Origin of the sequence: Bosea sp. RAC05, from assembly GCF_001713455.1 — a bacterium.
Taxonomy (GTDB): Bacteria; Pseudomonadota; Alphaproteobacteria; order Rhizobiales; family Beijerinckiaceae; genus Allobosea.
The window spans coordinates 3,904,052-3,919,896 of sequence record NZ_CP016464.1; the positions used below are offsets into that span (position 1 = coordinate 3,904,052).

Annotated in this window: 20 protein-coding genes; 12 read left to right on the top strand and 8 right to left on the bottom strand. The window is 67.9% G+C overall.

Features of this window, described 5'->3' with window-relative positions:
* Positions 1 to 47: 47 nt before the first annotated feature.
* Positions 48 to 761 (bottom strand): SUMF1/EgtB/PvdO family nonheme iron enzyme, encoded by a 714-nt coding sequence (locus BSY19_RS21965; protein WP_069056012.1) that lies wholly within the window; start codon positions 759 to 761, stop codon positions 48 to 50.
* Between the two features lie 320 nt (positions 762 to 1,081).
* Between BSY19_RS21965 and BSY19_RS27710 the strand changes: the two genes are divergently transcribed.
* Positions 1,082 to 1,543, top strand: coding sequence for a hypothetical protein (locus tag BSY19_RS27710; protein ID WP_150129694.1), 462 nt, complete (start codon positions 1,082 to 1,084; stop codon positions 1,541 to 1,543).
* A 46-nt stretch (positions 1,544 to 1,589) separates the two neighbouring features.
* Here the strand turns inward: BSY19_RS27710 and BSY19_RS21970 are convergent, their stop codons facing one another.
* Positions 1,590 to 2,378, bottom strand: coding sequence for an SDR family NAD(P)-dependent oxidoreductase (locus BSY19_RS21970; RefSeq protein WP_069056013.1), 789 nt, complete (start codon positions 2,376 to 2,378; stop codon positions 1,590 to 1,592).
* Between the two features lie 221 nt (positions 2,379 to 2,599).
* Here BSY19_RS21970 and rplS point away from each other — a divergent pair, with 221 nt between their 5' ends.
* A complete protein-coding gene (gene rplS, locus BSY19_RS21975; protein ID WP_069056014.1) occupies positions 2,600 to 2,995 on the top strand; it encodes a 50S ribosomal protein L19 in 396 nt (131 codons plus the stop codon).
* Positions 2,996 to 3,090: 95 nt separating this feature from the next.
* Here the strand turns inward: rplS and BSY19_RS21980 are convergent, their stop codons facing one another.
* Positions 3,091 to 4,269, bottom strand: a complete 1,179-nt coding sequence (locus tag BSY19_RS21980; protein ID WP_069056015.1) for an aminotransferase class V-fold PLP-dependent enzyme — start codon at positions 4,267 to 4,269, stop codon at positions 3,091 to 3,093.
* A gap of 89 nt (positions 4,270 to 4,358) precedes the next feature.
* Here BSY19_RS21980 and kynA point away from each other — a divergent pair, with 89 nt between their 5' ends.
* The 8 genes from kynA (at position 4,359) to leuD (ending at position 8,868) form a co-directional block, all read left to right on the top strand.
* Positions 4,359 to 5,213 (top strand): tryptophan 2,3-dioxygenase, encoded by an 855-nt coding sequence (gene kynA, locus BSY19_RS21985; protein ID WP_069056016.1) that lies wholly within the window; start codon positions 4,359 to 4,361, stop codon positions 5,211 to 5,213.
* Positions 5,214 to 5,309: 96 nt separating this feature from the next.
* Positions 5,310 to 5,486, top strand: a complete 177-nt coding sequence (locus BSY19_RS28070) for a hypothetical protein (protein ID WP_171905078.1) — start codon at positions 5,310 to 5,312, stop codon at positions 5,484 to 5,486.
* Between the two features lie 107 nt (positions 5,487 to 5,593).
* Positions 5,594 to 7,012, top strand: coding sequence for a 3-isopropylmalate dehydratase large subunit (gene leuC, locus BSY19_RS21990; RefSeq protein ID WP_069056017.1), 1,419 nt, complete (start codon positions 5,594 to 5,596; stop codon positions 7,010 to 7,012).
* A gap of 41 nt (positions 7,013 to 7,053) precedes the next feature.
* On the top strand, positions 7,054 to 7,299 hold the full coding sequence (locus BSY19_RS27170; protein ID WP_083247765.1) for a DUF4160 domain-containing protein: 246 nt from the start codon (positions 7,054 to 7,056) through the stop codon (positions 7,297 to 7,299).
* The gene (locus BSY19_RS21995) at positions 7,271 to 7,537 is read left to right on the top strand and encodes a DUF2442 domain-containing protein (protein WP_069056018.1); all 267 of its coding nucleotides are present in this window, start codon (positions 7,271 to 7,273) and stop codon (positions 7,535 to 7,537) included. The genes BSY19_RS27170 and BSY19_RS21995 overlap by 29 nt, the downstream gene beginning before the upstream one ends.
* On the top strand, positions 7,534 to 7,779 hold the full coding sequence (locus tag BSY19_RS22000; RefSeq protein ID WP_069056019.1) for a hypothetical protein: 246 nt from the start codon (positions 7,534 to 7,536) through the stop codon (positions 7,777 to 7,779). Before BSY19_RS21995 ends, BSY19_RS22000 begins: the two co-directional genes overlap by 4 nt.
* On the top strand, positions 7,779 to 8,228 hold the full coding sequence (locus tag BSY19_RS22005) for a metallopeptidase family protein (protein ID WP_083247766.1): 450 nt from the start codon (positions 7,779 to 7,781) through the stop codon (positions 8,226 to 8,228). The genes BSY19_RS22000 and BSY19_RS22005 overlap by 1 nt, the downstream gene beginning before the upstream one ends.
* 37 nt (positions 8,229 to 8,265) lie before the next feature.
* Entirely contained in the window at positions 8,266 to 8,868 is a 603-nt protein-coding gene (gene leuD / locus BSY19_RS22010) for a 3-isopropylmalate dehydratase small subunit (protein WP_069056020.1), read from the top strand.
* A 154-nt stretch (positions 8,869 to 9,022) separates the two neighbouring features.
* Here leuD and BSY19_RS22015 read toward each other — a convergent pair whose 3' ends face one another.
* The 3 genes from BSY19_RS22015 to BSY19_RS22025 form a co-directional block, all read right to left on the bottom strand.
* A complete protein-coding gene (locus BSY19_RS22015; RefSeq protein WP_069056021.1) occupies positions 9,023 to 10,270 on the bottom strand; it encodes a DUF1501 domain-containing protein in 1,248 nt (415 codons plus the stop codon).
* Positions 10,271 to 10,275: 5 nt separating this feature from the next.
* The gene (locus tag BSY19_RS22020; protein ID WP_069056022.1) at positions 10,276 to 11,709 is read right to left on the bottom strand and encodes a DUF1800 domain-containing protein; all 1,434 of its coding nucleotides are present in this window, start codon (positions 11,707 to 11,709) and stop codon (positions 10,276 to 10,278) included.
* A 201-nt stretch (positions 11,710 to 11,910) separates the two neighbouring features.
* On the bottom strand, positions 11,911 to 12,705 hold the full coding sequence (locus BSY19_RS22025) for a DUF4394 domain-containing protein (protein WP_069056023.1): 795 nt from the start codon (positions 12,703 to 12,705) through the stop codon (positions 11,911 to 11,913).
* A 204-nt stretch (positions 12,706 to 12,909) separates the two neighbouring features.
* Here BSY19_RS22025 and BSY19_RS22030 point away from each other — a divergent pair, with 204 nt between their 5' ends.
* Complete coding sequence (locus tag BSY19_RS22030; RefSeq protein WP_236840424.1) at positions 12,910 to 13,455, top strand: sigma-70 family RNA polymerase sigma factor; 546 nt, start codon at positions 12,910 to 12,912, stop codon at positions 13,453 to 13,455.
* Complete coding sequence (locus tag BSY19_RS22035) at positions 13,452 to 14,189, top strand: anti-sigma factor (protein WP_069056024.1); 738 nt, start codon at positions 13,452 to 13,454, stop codon at positions 14,187 to 14,189. Before BSY19_RS22030 ends, BSY19_RS22035 begins: the two co-directional genes overlap by 4 nt.
* A gap of 166 nt (positions 14,190 to 14,355) precedes the next feature.
* On the opposite strand, the gene BSY19_RS22040 is transcribed toward BSY19_RS22035, so the two are convergent.
* Both BSY19_RS22040 and BSY19_RS22045 read right to left on the bottom strand, forming a co-directional pair.
* On the bottom strand, positions 14,356 to 14,676 hold the full coding sequence (locus tag BSY19_RS22040; RefSeq protein ID WP_083247768.1) for a hypothetical protein: 321 nt from the start codon (positions 14,674 to 14,676) through the stop codon (positions 14,356 to 14,358).
* Between the two features lie 72 nt (positions 14,677 to 14,748).
* Positions 14,749 to 15,840 carry an ATP-dependent DNA helicase gene (locus BSY19_RS22045; RefSeq protein WP_069056026.1) on the bottom strand — a complete coding sequence of 364 codons (1,092 nt, stop codon included), beginning with the start codon at positions 15,838 to 15,840 and terminating at the stop codon, positions 14,749 to 14,751.
* Positions 15,841 to 15,845: the final 5 nt, after the last annotated feature.

Genomic DNA, 15,845 nt, shown 5'->3' on the forward strand with positions numbered 1-15,845 from the left:
AGAGGGGTTCCCGCGACCTTCGCCGTCAGCGCGCGGAACACTCCCCCTCACCCGTAAACGCAGCGAAAGCCGATATAGACCGCCGTGAAATCCGCGGCCTTCCACTGCGGGGCTTCGCTGCGGGTCTGGGCCGGGCAGTACCACCAGGAGCCGCCGGCGGTCAGCGCCTCGCTGCCGCGCCGGTCGGCGAGCCATTCCCAGAGATTGGCGCCCATGTCGTGGACGCCGTTGACGCCGCGCCGCGTCGCCCCCGTGGGAGCGTGCCGCTCCCAGACATCGCCAGCGGCGGGATCGGTGCCGGCGAGGTTCATGCCTGAAGGCTGGTCGCCGACGGGGAAGGGATAGGTCCGGCCGCGCTCATAGCCGTCGCTCGGGGCGGCGCGGCGCTCGGTGAAGGCGGCCTCGCGCCATTCGGCGAGCGTCGGCAGGCGCCCGCCCTTGGCCGCGCAATAGTCGCGCGCCTCGAACCAGGTCAGATGCGCCGCCGGATCCGTCGGCTGCGCTGGCTTGCCCGAGGGGCTGCGATAGCTCCAGCCCGGCCGCCGCTGCCAGCCGCCGACATATTCATGCCCGCCGCCCTCGCGCTCGGCCGCCGTCTGCAAGCCGCGCGCGGCGGCATGGCGCGCGAAGGCCTCGACCGTGACCTCGGTGGCGTCGATCGCGAAGCCGCCGATCGCCACCGCGCCTTCGGGCGGGGCAGCCTGCGCCGTCCCCGCCAGCACCAGCCCGATCAGCCCCGCCCATCGCCAACGCCGTGCCATCCCGCATCCCCTCCCGTCGCGGAGCGGATGATGCAAGCGGGCCTCTGCGCCGCAAGCCGCGCATCGCCGCACCCACGCGGATGTGAAGACGGGCCGTCCTTGCTGCGGGCACCCAGTCGCCGGCGCCCTCGTCCAAATGCGAGGCAAAGAGTCCAAGACTGGCGACCAAATAGATCGCGCCTTGTACAGCTCCCCTCTCCCATGGATAACTGGAGCCCGATGGCTAGTTCCGCATCCAATCAGATTAAGGGGTATCAGCGTTGGGACTCCCGGGAGAGGCTGATAATGCTGCAGATGCCCCCTCCGCAGCGAGGTTCGATGTGGCCAAAGAGCAGTGGGGAAATGTTCTTCGAGTTCAAATACACTTCAACGAGGCGATACACCGAACAAGGCAGCTTACAGCCACCGCCGTTTTAGCAGCATATGGCGCGGCTTTAGCCTATTTCGCGTCGAACACATTTAAATTCCTCGTCGTTCCTAGCACAGGGATAACCATGCATTTTGCTACGCCACTGGTTATTCTCGCATGGATATTTCTATTCGTAGGCTATATGATCGACAGACACTACTACTTTCGAATGCTGGTTGCCGCAGTTGACGAAGCTGCCCAAGCCGAGCAAAAATATGACTTCCCTATAAAGCTATCGACGCGACTGTCCACGGCTGTAAAGCCACGGCAAGCCAAGCGAACCATCGCCATATTTTACGGAAGCGCTGTCTTTATTGGATTTGCAATTATTTGGGCCATCAACCATTTAACCGTTCTTGGCGTCAGCGGATAACGACCTCTAATGCCCTAAGGCAGAACGCCAAATCGAATTTTCTCCTTCACCGATTCCGTCGCTCCCCCCGCAGCGTCGCGAGCCCTATCCCGACCGCATCGAAGCCGCCATCGACCGCCAGCACCTGGCCGGTGACATAGCTCGCCTGCTCGCTGCACAGGAAGAAGATCGAGGCCGCCAGCTCCTCCTCCAGCCCATAGCGGGCGAGCGGGATCGCGTCGCGGTAATCGGCGCGGATCTCGGCCGAATGCACCGCCTTGGCCATCGCGGTGTCGACCGGGCCGGGCGCGACCGCGTTCACCCGGATGCCGAGCGAGGCGAGCTCGGCCGCCTGCTGCTTGGTGAGATGGGCGAGCGCCGCCTTCGAGGTGCCGTAAGCGACGCGCAGCGTCGAGGCGCGCAAGCCCGAGATCGAGGTGATGTTGACGATGGCGCCGCCGCCGGTTTCCGCCATCAGCGGGGCGGCGAGCTGCGTCATCAGGAAGGGCCCGGTGAGGTTCACCGCCATGACGCGGTTCCACTCGGCGAGCGTCGTCTCCAGCAGCGGCTTGAACACGGCCGTGCCGGCATTGTTGACCAGCGCGTCGAGCCGCCCGAAGCGGGCGGTCAGCGCCGTAAAAGCCGCCTCGACGGCATCGGGATCGGACACGTCGCAGGGCAGCGCCAGCGTCGCCTCCGGACGGCCGAGCGCGGCGACGGCCTTCGCCAGCAGCTCGCTCTCGATGTCGAGCAGGGCGACTGTCCAGCCCTCCTCGAGGAAGCGCCTGGCGGTGGCGAGCCCGATGCCGCGCGCGGCGCCGGTGACGAGGGCGACCTTGATGCTGTCCTGAGGCATGATGCGTTTCGACCCGGTTTCTGTCAGTCTGGTTGGTGACAGCCTATGCATTGCGGCGCAGGCGTCGCCAAGCCGGACCGGCGCGCTCCAGCGCACGGGCGGCGCGTTTCGAGACCCGCTCGACAAGCCGCGCCTTCTCCTGTATGGCCCGCGCACTCAACTGAAAACAGCGTGCCGAACGCCCGCGCAGCCAAGCGCGACAACGGCAATTGGAGAGACCCGTGAACATCATCGAACAGCTCGACCAGGAACAGGTCGCCAAGCTCAGCGAAGGCCGCGAGATCCCGCACTTCCAGCCCGGCGACACCGTGCAGGTCAACGTGAAGGTCAAGGAAGGCGAGCGCAGCCGCGTGCAGGCCTATGAGGGCGTCTGCATCGCCCGCAACGGCGGCGGCCTGAACCAGAGCTTCACCGTCCGCAAGATCAGCTATGGCGAGGGCGTCGAGCGCGTCTTCCCGCTGTTTTCGCCCAACCTCGATTCGATCAAGGTCATCCGCAAGGGCAAGGTGCGCCGCGCTAAGCTCTATTATCTGCGTGATCGCCGCGGCAAGTCGGCCCGCATCGCCGAGCGCGTCGAGGCCCGCCCCGCCAAGGGCGCCAAGGCCGACGCCAAGTAAGATTGCGCCAAGTCAGAATTTCGCCTCTGGCGATACGATAGCGAACGCGGTCCCTCGGGCCGCGTTTTTCGTTGGTGATGGGGCCGTCGCCGGGCTCAGCCCCGAAGCCGCGCCAGCAGTGCCGCAACGTCACCGGCGGTGTGATAGAGCCCGAAGCCGACGCGCAGCCGGTCGCCGCGGACATCGGTGATGATGCCGGCCTCATGCAGGGCGCTGTGGCATGCCCCGGCCTGCTCGTGCCGGAAGGTCAGGAAGTTGCCGCGATCAGCCTCGCTCTCCACCACCAGATGGGCGGGCGCGAGCACGGGATGCCGCAGAGCCGGCAGGCCTTCAAGGAAGAGCGCCTGCAGGGCCCGCGCATGCGCCTGCGCCACGCCGGCATCGAGGCCGTGCTCCGCCATCCAGGCCAGCACGGCGTCGAAGCGGTAGAGCCCCGAGGGGTCGAAGGTCGCGCCCATGAAGCGCCAGCCCCCCTCCGCATAGGCGACCTCGTCCTGCGGCCCGGCCAGCGCGCCGAAGGCGGCATACCAGCCCGTGTCGCGCGGGCGCGGCGCGACGCCTGGCGGGCTGTGCAGGAAGCAGATGCCCTCCCCGCCCATCGCGTATTTGTAGCCGCCGGCGAGATAGAAGGCGCGGTCCGCCACGGGCGCCAGATCGGTCGGGCGCGCCATGAAGCCGTGATAGCCGTCGATCACGATCAGCCGCTCGGGGGCGACGAGCGCCTCGACCAGACCGGGCAGGTCCGGCAGGGCATAGCCGGAATTGAACAAAACCTGGCTGACGAAGACGAGGTCGATCCGCCCGGCCTCGCGCCCAGCCGCGACCAGCCGCGCGGTGAAGCTCTCGAACGGCTCCGCCGGGACGATCACGAGCTCGATCAGCCCCTCTTCGGCGAGGCGCTGCGTCTGGCGCCGGAAGGAGTGGAACTCGCCATCGCTGGTGAGGATGCGGACCGGCCGGCCCGGCACGCAGCAGGACAGCAGGCGATTGACGAACTCATGGGTGTTGGGCGCCAGCGCCAGCGACTCCGGCGACGGCAGGTTGAGATGCCGCGCGATTCCCGCCGAGACCCGCCCCCAGACCGGCCCCAGCACCTCGCCCCATTTGTCGTCGACGAGGCGGGCGGCATCGTCCCAGCAGCGGATCTGCGCCGCGCGCGTCACGTCCGGCCAGAAATGGTGGCTGTGCGCGGCGACATGCAGCCGGCCCACGGCCGCCTGCCGGAAACGCGAAAAATGCTGGGAAAGGTCGAGTGGAAACGCCTGTTCTGTCATGCCTGACGCGGCTCCCGCCTTGTGCGCTGCGCCAAATACTTTAAGTTTAAAATATAACTTGTCGAGCCCGGAGGCGGGGGAAACGCGTCATGAGTCAGAGCGAGCACGGCGGACAATCCGAGAGCCGGATCGAGCCCGGCATGACCACCGATTTTCGCCAGCGCATGAGCTATGGCGACTATCTCGGGCTCGACCTCCTGCTCTCCGCCCAGAAGCCGCTGAGCGACGCCCCCGACGAGCCGCTCTTCATCACCATCCACCAGGTCCAGGAGCTCTGGCTCAAGCTCTGCGTGCACGAGATCGACGGCGCCATCGCCGCGATCCGCAAGGACGAGCTGTCGCCCGCCTTCAAGTCGCTGGCGCGCGTCTCGCGCATCCAGTCGCAGCTCGTCGCCGCCTGGGACGTGCTCTCGACCATGACGCCGGCGGATTATCTCGCCTTCCGCCCCTCGCTCGGCGAATCCTCCGGCTTCCAGTCCTGGCAGTATCGCGCGCTCGAATTCCGCCTGGGCGCCAAGGACCCGCGCATGCTCGCGGTCCACAAGCATCACCCGGCGGCCCATGCGCTGCTGGAGAACGCCTATCGCGAGCCCAGCCTCTATGACGAGGCGATCCTGCTCCTGGCGCGACGCGGCCTGCCGGTGCCAGCGGCCTGCGTCGAGCGCGACTGGCGCGAGCCTCACCCCTTCGATGCCGGCCTGCGCGATGTCTGGCTCGGCATCTATCGCGAGAACCGCCAGCATTTCGATCTCTACGAACTGGCGGAGGAACTGGTCGACATCGAGGACCAGTTCCAGCAATGGCGCTTCCGCCACATGAAGACGGTCGAGCGCATCATCGGCTTCAAGACGGGCACCGGCGGCTCGTCGGGCGTGCAGTTCCTGCGCACCGCCCTCGAGCGCCGCTTCTTCCCCGAGCTCTGGGACCTGCGCGGACAGCTTTGACGGCGCCCGGAGCGGCGGCGTTCAGGCCGTCAGCTGGGGCCTGGCATGTCCCTGCCTCGCATTGCCCGGCCAGTCTGGAACTGTTAGAACCGGCTCATGACGAAGCGCCCCGCGAGCGAGCATGGCCGGCTCTGCGTGGTTCGCCGCGAGGTGAACCTGCGCCGCATGCCCACGACGCAAGGCTTCGCGGCCCTGCACGACCATGCCCGGCTGCCCTGGCGCTTCTTCGGCCGCTTCACCGCCTCGATCGCCGCAGGCCTTAGCCGCGCCTGAGACCCGCGCCGTGCGCGGGCGACAGGCGAATGCGTTCTGCGAGCCGGCTCCCGGAGCCGGCCCTTTCCACGATCCCATCGATCCCCAGCCACCGAGGCTTTAGCGCCATGACCGCGACGTCCGCACCCCGCACGCTCTATGACAAGATCTTCGACGACCACATCGTCGACCGGCAGGAGGATGGCACCTGCCTGCTCTATATCGACCGCCACCTCGTCCATGAGGTGACCAGCCCGCAGGCCTTCGAGGGGCTGCGCATGACGGGCCGCAAGGTCCGCGCGCCGCACAAGACGCTCGCCGTCGTCGACCACAACATTCCCACCACCGACCGCTCCAAGGGCATCGCGGAGGAGGAGAGCCGCATCCAGGTCGAGGCGCTCGCGAAGAACGCCAAGGAGTTCGGCGTCGAGTATTTCAACGAGCTCGATATCCGCCAGGGCATCGTCCACATCGTCGGCCCCGAGCAGGGCTTCACCCTGCCCGGCACCACCATCGTCTGCGGCGACAGCCACACCTCGACGCATGGCGCCTTCGGGGCGCTGGCCCATGGCATCGGCACCTCGGAGGTCGAGCATGTGCTGGCCACCCAGACGCTGATCCAGAAGAAGGCCAAGAACATGCTCGTCCAGGTGGACGGCACGTTGACCAAGGGCGTCACCGCCAAGGACATCACGCTGGCGATCATCGGCGAGATCGGCACGGCCGGCGGCACCGGCTCGGTCATCGAATATGCCGGCGACGCCATCCGCGCGCTCTCGATGGAGGGCCGCATGACGCTGTGCAACATGTCGATCGAGGGCGGCGCGCGCGCCGGCATGGTCGCCCCCGACGAGAAGGCCTACGCCTATCTGAAGGGCCGCCCCAAGGCCCCGCAGGGCGCCGCCTGGGACGAGGCCCTGCGCTACTGGGAGACGCTCTACACCGACGAGGGCGCTCATTTCGACCGGATCGTGAAGCTCGACGCCAACAACCTGCCGCCGATCGTCTCCTGGGGCACGAGCCCCGAGGACGTGATCTCGGTCGCCGGCAGCGTACCCGATCCGGCGCTGATCGAGGACGAGACCAAGCGCTCCTCCAAGCAGCGCGCGCTCGACTATATGGGCCTGACCGCCGGCACGAAGATGACCGAGATCCCGCTCGACGTGATCTGGATCGGCTCCTGCACCAATGGCCGCATCGAGGATCTGCGCGCGGTGGCCAAGATCGTCGAGGGCAAGAAGATCGCGGGCTCCCTCGACTACGCCATGATCGTCCCGGGCTCGGGGCTGGTGAAGCAGCAGGCCGAGGCCGAAGGCCTGGACAAGATCTTCCTCGCCGCCGGCTTCGAATGGCGAGAGCCGGGCTGCTCGATGTGCCTGGGCATGAACCCCGACCAGCTCAAGCCGGGCCAGCGCGCGGCATCGACCTCGAACCGCAATTTCGAGGGCCGCCAGGGCTTCAAGGGCCGCACCCATCTCGTCTCGCCGCAAATGGCGGCGGCCGCCGCGCTGGTCGGCCGGTTCGTCGATGTGAGGCAGCTGGGCTGAGAGCGGCTTGGCGTCGCTTCTGATCGAAGGGAGCGACGCCAGTGCCGACGATCCTGCGATCGGGTCCCTACCGCGTCTACTTCGTCAGTCACGACTGTCGCGAGCCCGCTCATGTGCATGTCGATCGCGACATGCTGACGGCGAAATTCTGGTTGCAGCCGCTTCGCCTCGCCAGCGCGATCGGCTTCTCCAATCACGAATTGCGTGACATCGAGCGTCTCGTCAGTGACAATCGCCAACGTTGCCTGGAGGTCTGGCATGAGCACTGCGGAAGAGCTTCTGATTGAAGCACGCGTGCAGAACGTGCGCTGCACGGACGACCGGCTCATCGTCGATCTGACGGACGGCCGCGAATTGTCGGTGCCCATTCGCTGGTATCCCCGGCTTCTGAACGCGACGCCCGCCCAGCGCGCGGATTGGGAACTCGCCGGGGCCGGCTACGGCATCCATTGGCCCCAGATCGACGAGGACCTCAGCGTGAAGGGCCTGCTGATGGGCTGGGCCGCTCCCGGCGTGGTGAAATGAGCCAGGACCCCCGCGAATCCGCCCGCGCCGCCGAGGCGCAAGCCGCGCTCGACCGCGTCAAGCGCGACAGCGAAAGCCTGCTCGGCTCCTCCATGGGCCGGGCGGCGGATCATTTCGGCGCCAAGGATGCCCCCGAGGGCGACCCCGTCGAGCTCTGGGGCCGGCGCATCGGGCGATCCCTGTCGCTGCTCGGCGTCGTCGTGCTCGCCTGGTGGCTCGGCCATCAGCTGAAGGTCTGGTGATGGGCAGCGTTCCCGCCATCGCCGCCACCGCAAGCCCGGCCGAGATCGACTGGGACGGCGCCCGCGCGCCCTCGGTCGAGGCCTTCGAACTGCTGGCGCAGGCCGCCTTCGACCGGCTGCCGGAGGAGTTCCGCGCGCTCTGCAGCGACGTGATCTTCAACGTCACCGAGTTTCCCGAGGACGATGTCTGCAAGGAGCTCGAGGCCGAGAGCCCCTTCGACATCCTCGGCCTCTTCACCGGCATCGGCCTGCCGCAGCAGGGCTACGCCCCGCAGACCGGCCAGATGCCCAACACGATCCATCTCTACCGCCGCCCGATCCTCGACTACTGGGCCGAGCATGACGAGAGCCTGGGCCACATCGTCACCCATGTGCTCGTCCACGAGATCGGCCACCATTTCGGCTTCTCGGACGAGGATCTCGAAGCCATCGAACGCGCCGCGGAATGACCGGCGACACCCATAAAGCAGCAAGGACCGACCGCTCATGCAGCCCTTCACCACCCTGACCTCGACGCCCGCGCCGCTGAAGGTGATCAATGTCGACACCGACATGATCATCCCCAAGCAGTATCTGAAGACGATCAAGCGCACGGGCCTGGGCACCGCGCTGTTCTCGGAGATGCGCTACAAGGAGGACGGCTCGGAGAACCCCGATTTCGTGCTGAACCAGCCGGCCTATCGCAAGTCGGAGATCCTGGTCGCCGGCGACAATTTCGGCTGCGGCTCCTCGCGCGAACATGCCCCCTGGGCGCTGCTCGACTTCGGCATCCGCTGCGTGATCTCGACGTCGTTCGCCGACATTTTCTACAACAACTGCTTCAAGAACGGCATCCTGCCGATCGTGGTCTCGCCGGAAGACCTCGAGAAGCTGTTCGACGACGCCGACCGCGGCTCCAACGCGACGCTGACGGTCGATCTCGAAAAGCAGCAGATCACCGGTCCCGATGGCGGCACGGTCAGCTTCGACATCGACCCCTTCCGCAAGCACTGCCTGATGAACGGCCTCGACGATATCGGCCTGACCATGGAGAAGGCGCCGAAGATCGAGGCCTTCGAGGAGAAGCTGAAGGGGCGCGCCTGGGCTTGAGGTCCTTCTCCCCTCGGGGGAGAAGGTGCCGAACGCAGTGAGGCGGATGAGGGAAGGGTTGCGCGAGCGGCCCTTCTTGGTCTCTGCTGAGGCTCTTTCCCTCATCCGTCAGCGCTTCGCGCTGCCACCTTCTCCCCCGCGGGGAGAAGGCAAGCTACCCCACCAGCCCCGCCATCGGCCCAATCCCGCCGCTGCCGGGAAACACCTTTTCCGCCAGCACCGGTCCCGAAATCCCGAACAGATCGGCGACGACCCCCTTGGCAACGGCGCGGATGTCCGTCGTCGGCTTCAGGTCGCGCTTCTCGTGGAGCTGCTCCAGCTTCAGTCCCGGCCAGTCGACGATCATCCGCCCGCCCTTGACGGCGCCGCCGACGAGGAAGGCGACCGTGCCGGTGCCGTGATCGGTGCCGACGGTGCCGTTGACCCGGGCGGTGCGGCCGAACTCGGTGACGACCATCACCACCGTGTTCTTCCAGACTGGCTTCAGGCCCTGCTCGAAGGTCGCCAGCGCGCCGTCGAGCCCGCCCAGCAGCTGCGCCAGCCGGCCCTTGGCCCCGCCTTCATTGGCATGCGTGTCCCAGCCCTCGAAGGCGAGCGCGGCGATGCGCGGCCCGTCATCGGCGCCGACGAGCGCCGCCGCGCCCTCGGCGATGCGCTTCATGCCCTCAGTGCTGTCGGGCCCGCCGCCCCCCCTCGCCTCGCTGCTCATGCCCTGACGCCGGGCGATCTCCTCGGTCAGCTTCGCCTGGGCGAGCGCACGGGCTAGCCCCGGATCGCGCTGCCCGTAGAGATCCTCCAGCCGCTGGATCAGATCGGAGCCGGCGCGGGCCATGCGCGGCGGCGCCCAGCCCAGCACCGGCGCCTCGCCCCGCACCACCAGCGGCGGCACCACGCCGACGCCGAGCACGCCCTTGCGCGAGATGCCCTCCCCCGCCGGCAGATGGGCGATCAGCCGGTTCAGCCAGCCGCTCTCGGTCTTGCCGGGGCCGGCTTGGCCACTCTCCAGCACGTCCTGCCCGTCGAAATGCGAGCGCTCGCGATAGCCCGTCGCCGCCGCATGCACGACCGAGGCCTGCCCGGAGGCATAGAGCCGGGCGAGGTTCGGCATGGCGGGGTGAAGATAAAAGAAGCCGTCGAGCGGCAGCGCCGCATCGGGGCCGTCCTTCGTCAGCGCGATGCCCTCGCGCAGGCCCGCATAATCGGGGTCGCCGAGCGGCGGGACGGCGGAGAGGCCGTCGAGCGCGCCGCGCAGCACCACCAGCAGGAAGCGCGGATCGCGGGCGCCCGCCGCCGCATAGGCGAATGTCGGCACGAAGGACCAGGCGAAGAGCGCCCCGGCCGCACCCAGCACGGCGCGGCGCGACGGCGTCATCCGTTCGCAATCATCGTCGTCATCCACCATCGGACTCACCTCCGCTGGAATTCGGGCGAGAGCAGCATGAGCGCCAGCGCCTGCGGCTTGCTGTCGGCACGCGCCACCGCCTGCCGCGTCTCGGGCGAGAGCAGCGGCCCCAGGATGTCGTCGGTCAGCGCGCGGGGATCGGGCACGCTGGCCGCTGCCTGGCGCCCCCAGCCGGCCGCGACGTCGATGCGGGTCTTGATCCCCTCGGGCGAGGCCCAGGCCTCGTTGCCGTCGGGATAGCCATTGGGGCCGGCAGGCTGCCAGAAGGGCTGGCCCATCGCGTTGAGCGGCCCGACGATCTGGCCGAACTCGGCCTTGCGCCCGAGCGCGCGGAAGGCCGCCAGCAGGAACTCCTGCGGCGAGCGGATCTTGGTCGGCTCTGCGCTCCAGGCCACGTCGGATTCGATCAGCGCCCGCGACACCGCGGCGAGATCGCCCTCGGTCTTCCTGAACACCGCCGACAATTCGCGCACCAGCGCCGGCGGCGGCTCGTCGGCGACGAAATGCCGGACGAGCTTGATCGCGATGAAATCGGCGGTGGCGGGATGGCGGGCGAGATCGGTCAGCGCCGCCAGCCCCTTCTCCTTGCCCGGCTGGCCATAGGGCTTGCCGAGCAGCTCCGGCGCTCCCGGCTCGTGCAGCCCGGCATTGAAGGCGAAGGACCCGGGAAAGCCGAGCACAGCCTCGCGGCCGACCACCGTCCAGCCCGTGATGATCCGCGCGAGATTGGTGACGTCGACCTGGGCATAGCCGCCGGAGACGCCGAGCGTGTGCAGTTCGAGAATCTCGCGGGCGAGGTTTTCGTTGAGCCCACGCCCGCGCCGCTTGCCGGCCGGTGAGGACGGGCCGATCGAGAGCCGGTTGTCGAGGAATTCCAGCATGGCCGGGTGGCTCTCGGCCGCGACCAGCATGTCCGCGAAGCGGCCGAAGACATGCGGGCGGATCGCCTCGCGCTCATAGGCGCCGGCCATGATCCGCGTCATGTTGCTCTTGGTGGCGCCGATGCAGAAATGGTTCGACCAGAACTGGACGAGCCGTTCCCCGAAACCGGTCTCGGCCTCGAGCGCAAGCCGCACCCGCGCCGAAACCTCGTCGCGATAGGTCCGGTAGGGCAACGCAGGCTCGTTGGCTGGTTTCGGCGGCGCCATTGCGTTCTGGCCGTTTGGCACGGCAGGCGCAGCCGCGACCGGCTGGCCGGCAGGGGGCTTCGCCTCGCGCGCCGCCCGCTCGGCATCCTCGAAGGCGTAGAGCGCCGCACCGATCTCGGCCGTGCCGGAATAGGGCAGCCCGGACGGCTGCGGCAGCCTGCGCCGCGCGATCTCGGCGAGCAGGCGTTCGCGCACCGTGCCGCGAATCTCAGGGGCCTGACCGAGGCCGAAGCCCAGCCCGAACCGCTGCAACCCCACGCTCTCGCTGCGCAAAACACTCGGGCTCGCCATGCGTCGCCTCCGGTCGGGTTCGTCTGGCGTTTCCAGACTAGCCCCTCAATCATGGCAAAAACCAGAAGACGACCGGGACAATGCGAGGCTTTGTCGGAGAGACGGCGTGTAGCAGCCCGAAACACGACGATAGGCTCAAAAAATGAGCCGCCGCCCTGTTCGGGGCGGCGGCGTTGTCACGACAGGAAAAAGCGTCCGTCTTCACATGGCCGGCAGAACCGCAACGTCGCGGACCGTGCCGCTCAGACCGGCGATCTTGCCGACCATCGTCGCCTTGCCGGAGGCGAGATCGACCTTGTGCAGGGCGCCGTCGGCGACCAGCCAGCCCGTATTGCTGCCATCAGCCGCGGTCTCGATGTCGAAGGCGATCGCCTTCGGCGTCGCGCCGAGCTTGCCGATGGCGCCGAGCACGCCGTCATTCGGCGGCGCCTGCTTCAGCAGCGCGCCGATCTTGCCGTCGATGTCATAGAGCGCGGTCTCCTTGGTGCCCTTGACCGAGTTGGAATAGGCGCCGGCGACGACCATCGGCGTCTCGCCCTTGTGCATGTCGGTTTCGGCGAATTTCAGCTTGCCGTCGACGGTGGTCTTGCCGTCCTCGACATTGACGCGGAGATTGCTGCCGTCGGAGCCGATGACGCGCAGGCGGTCGGCGGCGGGGTTGAAGTCGACGGTCGCCATCGCGCCCGCCGCCAGCACCGTGTCCATCTTCGACTTCATCGTCGCCTTGCCGGCGGCATCGACGGTGTAGATCGTGCCGTCCGTCGCCAGCGCATAGAGCAGGCCGTCGGCGGGGCGGACATCGATGCCGGCGATCTTGCCGGCGATGCCGGTGACCTTCAACGACTTGCCGGCCTTCTGCGTGGCGGTGTCGATCAGGGTCAGGGTGTCGTCGCCGGTGAGCGCGGCGAGCGTCGCGGCCTGGGCGGAGAGCGAGGCGGAAAGCGACGCCGCGAGAAGGGTCGAGGCGGTCAGCGCGAGGCGCAGGGTTCTGGTCATGTCAGGGTCCTCCGGGTTCTGGTGCGGTACCGCTTGGGAACCGCGGCACTCGCAGCGGCTATCGCGGCCGGCGGCCGGCGGATGCAGGCTGAAAAATATACTGAAGCCTTGCATCCCGAGGGGAACCGTCGGCGTATCCTCCCGTTGGGAGCCGGGTGCCGTGCTGCGACCGCCCGGGTTCTGGAGACGGTGGGGGACTTCGCGTTGACGCAGAAGGCGGGCGAGATCGAAGCGGCGCTGCTGGCCTGCGCCGCAGGAGATAAATCCGCGCTCCGGCGCATCTACGATGCCGAGTCGCCGCGTATGATCGGTGTCGCCCAGCGTCTGCTGAAGCGTCGCGCCCTGGCCGAGGAGGCTGTGCAGGATGCCTTCGTCCTGATCTGGCGGCATGCCGCGCGCTTCGATCCGCAGCGCGGCGCCGGCCTGACCTGGATCTACGCGATCCTGCGCAACCGCGCCCTCTCGATCCTGCGCGACGAGAAGCGGACGGAGACGAGCGAGGCTCCCCTCGGGGAGGAGATGGCGAGCGAAGAGGACGATCCGGAAACCGTGATGTCGAAGCTGTCCGACGCCAGGGCGCTGCATGCCTGCCTGGAGACGCTGCCGCCGCAGCGGCGCGGCCTCGTGCTGCTCGCCTTCGTCCAGGGCCTGACCCATGGCGAGATCGCAGGCCGGCTCGGCCTGCCGATCGGCAGCGTCAAATCCTGGATCCGGCGCTCGCTGATCGCCCTGAAGGAGTGCCTCGGATGAGCCCCTCCCCCGACAACGCCCGGGAGCGCGATGCGCTCGCCGGCGAATACGTTCTCGGCCTCGTCGAGGGGGCCGATCGCGAGCAGCTCGAACAGCGCATCGCGCGCGAGCCGGCCCTGGCGGCGAGCGTCGAAAGCTGGCGCGGCCATCTCGCCGCGATCGACGCCACGGCCAGGCCGATCCAGCCCTCGCCGGGCTTGTGGGCCCGCATCGAGGCCGAGATCGCAGCCATCCTTCCCGCCGCCGAACGCGGCCGCGCCAAGGCAGTGAAGGCCGGTGGCAAACTCGCGGACTGGTGGAACAGCCTGTTCGTCTGGCGCGGCGCAGCGTTGGCCGGCGCGCTCGCCGCGATCCTGCTCGCCATCGGCCTGAACGGCGCGCTCGACCGAGCCAAGCGCCAGCCGCTGATGGTCGCCGTGCTGCTGACGGACGCCAATGTCGCGGCGGCCGTCGTCAACACCTATCGCGATGGCCGCGTCGAGATGGTGCCGCTGCAGAACATCGCGGTGCCCGCGGGCATGGCGCTGGAGATCTGGACGCTCTGGGACCGCACGGTGGGCCCGCGCTCGGTCGGCCTGATCGACCGCGCCCGCACCACGCCGCTGCGCCTCGACCAACTGCCGCTCGGCAAGGATCAACTCTTCGAAATCACGATCGAACCGGCCACCGGCTCGCCGACGGGCCGCCCGACCGGGCCGATCGTCGCGAAGGGAACGACGTCGCAGGCGTTGTGAGGGGAGCCGTTGCAGGCGACATCCCGGCCTGCCCCACGTGGCAAGGTAACCGTGTCAGAGCCCGACCCAGAACGTCATTCAGCGCTCATGCTGACGAGCCAATTCATTAGGATAGCGTCTTGAAGGATGCGTCCGGAGCCCCCGACAGGGCGTGACCTATAGACGATCAGGACCAGCGCCGACGCGGGCCCTTTAGCGCCAGCGCGACGGATGCGGCGTCGCGCGGTTGAATGGCGATGACGTGGCGGCTTTTGAACGGCAGCTCGGTGCCAGACCACAGCTCGTCATTCTCAGCGATTTCCCGCGGATCATTGTCGAGGATGCCGACATAGCCGAACTCGCATCGCGCAGTGACCAAAACCCACATGCGTTCGACGACGAGATCGTCCTCGCCGCGTCTGATCTCGAACATCAGCTTGGCGAAATCTCCCGGCTGAAGACTGTTCCGCGCAATGGCATTCGGAATCGTGAACGTCGTCGGTGCCATCCGATGATAGTCCTCACCGTCAAGCAGATGCCAATGATCGAGTTGAAGATCTGGCTCTCGCATGCGCGCCCCTCAAACCACCACCGTGATCGTCTCAGCCGCCCGCGTCAGCCCCGTATAAAGCCACCGCGCCCGGTGTTCCCGGAAGGCGAAGCTCTCGTCGAAGAGCACGATGTCGTTCCACTGCGAGCCCTGCGCCTTGTGGACGGTGAGCGCGTAGCCGAAGGTGAACTCGTCGGTGTGCTTGCGCAGCTCCCAGGGGATCTCCTCCTCCGTGCCGTCGAAGAAGTTCGGCAGCACGGAGACCTTGACCGGCTTGGCGTTGGGGTCGTCCTCCGGCGTCACCCGCATGGTGACGAGGCCCTTCTTCGAGGTCTTGAGCTCCTGCACGATCCAGGAGCCGCCATTGAGCAAGCCCTTGCTCTTGTCGTTACGCAGGCAGACCAGCTTCTCGCCGGCCACCGGCACGGTCTCGGTGCGGCCCATGATCTGGCGCATGCGGGCATTGTAGTTGCGCCGCGTCTTGTTCAGGCCGACGAGGACCTGGTCGGCACTCATCACCAGCTGCGGGTCGACCTCGCTGCGCCGGATCACGCGGCTCTTGCCGTAATCGCCGACATCCAGCCGCCCGCCCTCGCGGATCGTCATCGACATCCGCACGATCGGGTTGTCGGCCGCCTGGCGGTGGACCTCGGTCAGCATGATGTCGGGCTCGACCTCGGTGAAGAAGCCGCCGCCCTTGACGGGAGGAAGCTGCGCGGGATCGCCCAGCACCAGCACCGGCGTGCCGAAGGAGAGCAGGTCGCGGCCGAGATCCTCGTCCACCATCGAGCATTCGTCGATGATGATCAGCTTGGCCTTGGCCGCGGCGCTCTCGCGGTTGAGCACGAAGGTCGGGCTCTCCTCGTCGACGCCGCGCGAGCGGTAGATCAGCGAATGGATCGTCTGCGCGCCGACGCAGCCCTTGTTGCGCAGCACGAGCGCGGCCTTGCCGGTGAAGGCGGCAAAGGCGACCTCGCCGTCGACGGCCTCGGCGATGTGGCGCGCCAGCGTGGTCTTGCCCGTGCCGGCATAGCCGAACAGGCGGAAGAGCTGCGGCTCGCCGGCCTGCAGCCAGCGCGCGACCGCGCTCAGCGCGGCATCCTGTTGCGGGGACCAGCTCATGTGGC

Excerpts from the sequence above, each read along its gene's own strand:
- BSY19_RS21965 (WP_069056012.1), bottom strand. The coding sequence starts at position 761 with ATGGCACGGCGTTGGCGATGGGCGGGGCTGATCGGGCTGGTGCTGGCG.
- BSY19_RS21970 (WP_069056013.1), bottom strand. The coding sequence starts at position 2,378 with ATGCCTCAGGACAGCATCAAGGTCGCCCTCGTCACCGGCGCCGCGCGC.
- BSY19_RS21980 (WP_069056015.1), bottom strand. The coding sequence starts at position 4,269 with ATGACAGAACAGGCGTTTCCACTCGACCTTTCCCAGCATTTTTCGCGT.
- kynA (WP_069056016.1), top strand. The coding sequence starts at position 4,359 with ATGAGTCAGAGCGAGCACGGCGGACAATCCGAGAGCCGGATCGAGCCC.
- BSY19_RS28070 (WP_171905078.1), top strand. The coding sequence starts at position 5,310 with ATGACGAAGCGCCCCGCGAGCGAGCATGGCCGGCTCTGCGTGGTTCGC.
- leuC (WP_069056017.1), top strand. The coding sequence starts at position 5,594 with ATGACCGCGACGTCCGCACCCCGCACGCTCTATGACAAGATCTTCGAC.
- BSY19_RS21995 (WP_069056018.1), top strand. The coding sequence starts at position 7,271 with ATGAGCACTGCGGAAGAGCTTCTGATTGAAGCACGCGTGCAGAACGTG.
- BSY19_RS22000 (WP_069056019.1), top strand. The coding sequence starts at position 7,534 with ATGAGCCAGGACCCCCGCGAATCCGCCCGCGCCGCCGAGGCGCAAGCC.
- BSY19_RS22005 (WP_083247766.1), top strand. The coding sequence starts at position 7,779 with ATGGGCAGCGTTCCCGCCATCGCCGCCACCGCAAGCCCGGCCGAGATC.
- leuD (WP_069056020.1), top strand. The coding sequence starts at position 8,266 with ATGCAGCCCTTCACCACCCTGACCTCGACGCCCGCGCCGCTGAAGGTG.
- BSY19_RS22015 (WP_069056021.1), bottom strand. The coding sequence starts at position 10,270 with ATGGTGGATGACGACGATGATTGCGAACGGATGACGCCGTCGCGCCGC.
- BSY19_RS22020 (WP_069056022.1), bottom strand. The coding sequence starts at position 11,709 with ATGGCGAGCCCGAGTGTTTTGCGCAGCGAGAGCGTGGGGTTGCAGCGG.
- BSY19_RS22025 (WP_069056023.1), bottom strand. The coding sequence starts at position 12,705 with ATGACCAGAACCCTGCGCCTCGCGCTGACCGCCTCGACCCTTCTCGCG.
- BSY19_RS22035 (WP_069056024.1), top strand. The coding sequence starts at position 13,452 with ATGAGCCCCTCCCCCGACAACGCCCGGGAGCGCGATGCGCTCGCCGGC.
- BSY19_RS22040 (WP_083247768.1), bottom strand. The coding sequence starts at position 14,676 with ATGGCACCGACGACGTTCACGATTCCGAATGCCATTGCGCGGAACAGT.
- BSY19_RS22045 (WP_069056026.1), bottom strand. The coding sequence starts at position 15,840 with ATGAGCTGGTCCCCGCAACAGGATGCCGCGCTGAGCGCGGTCGCGCGC.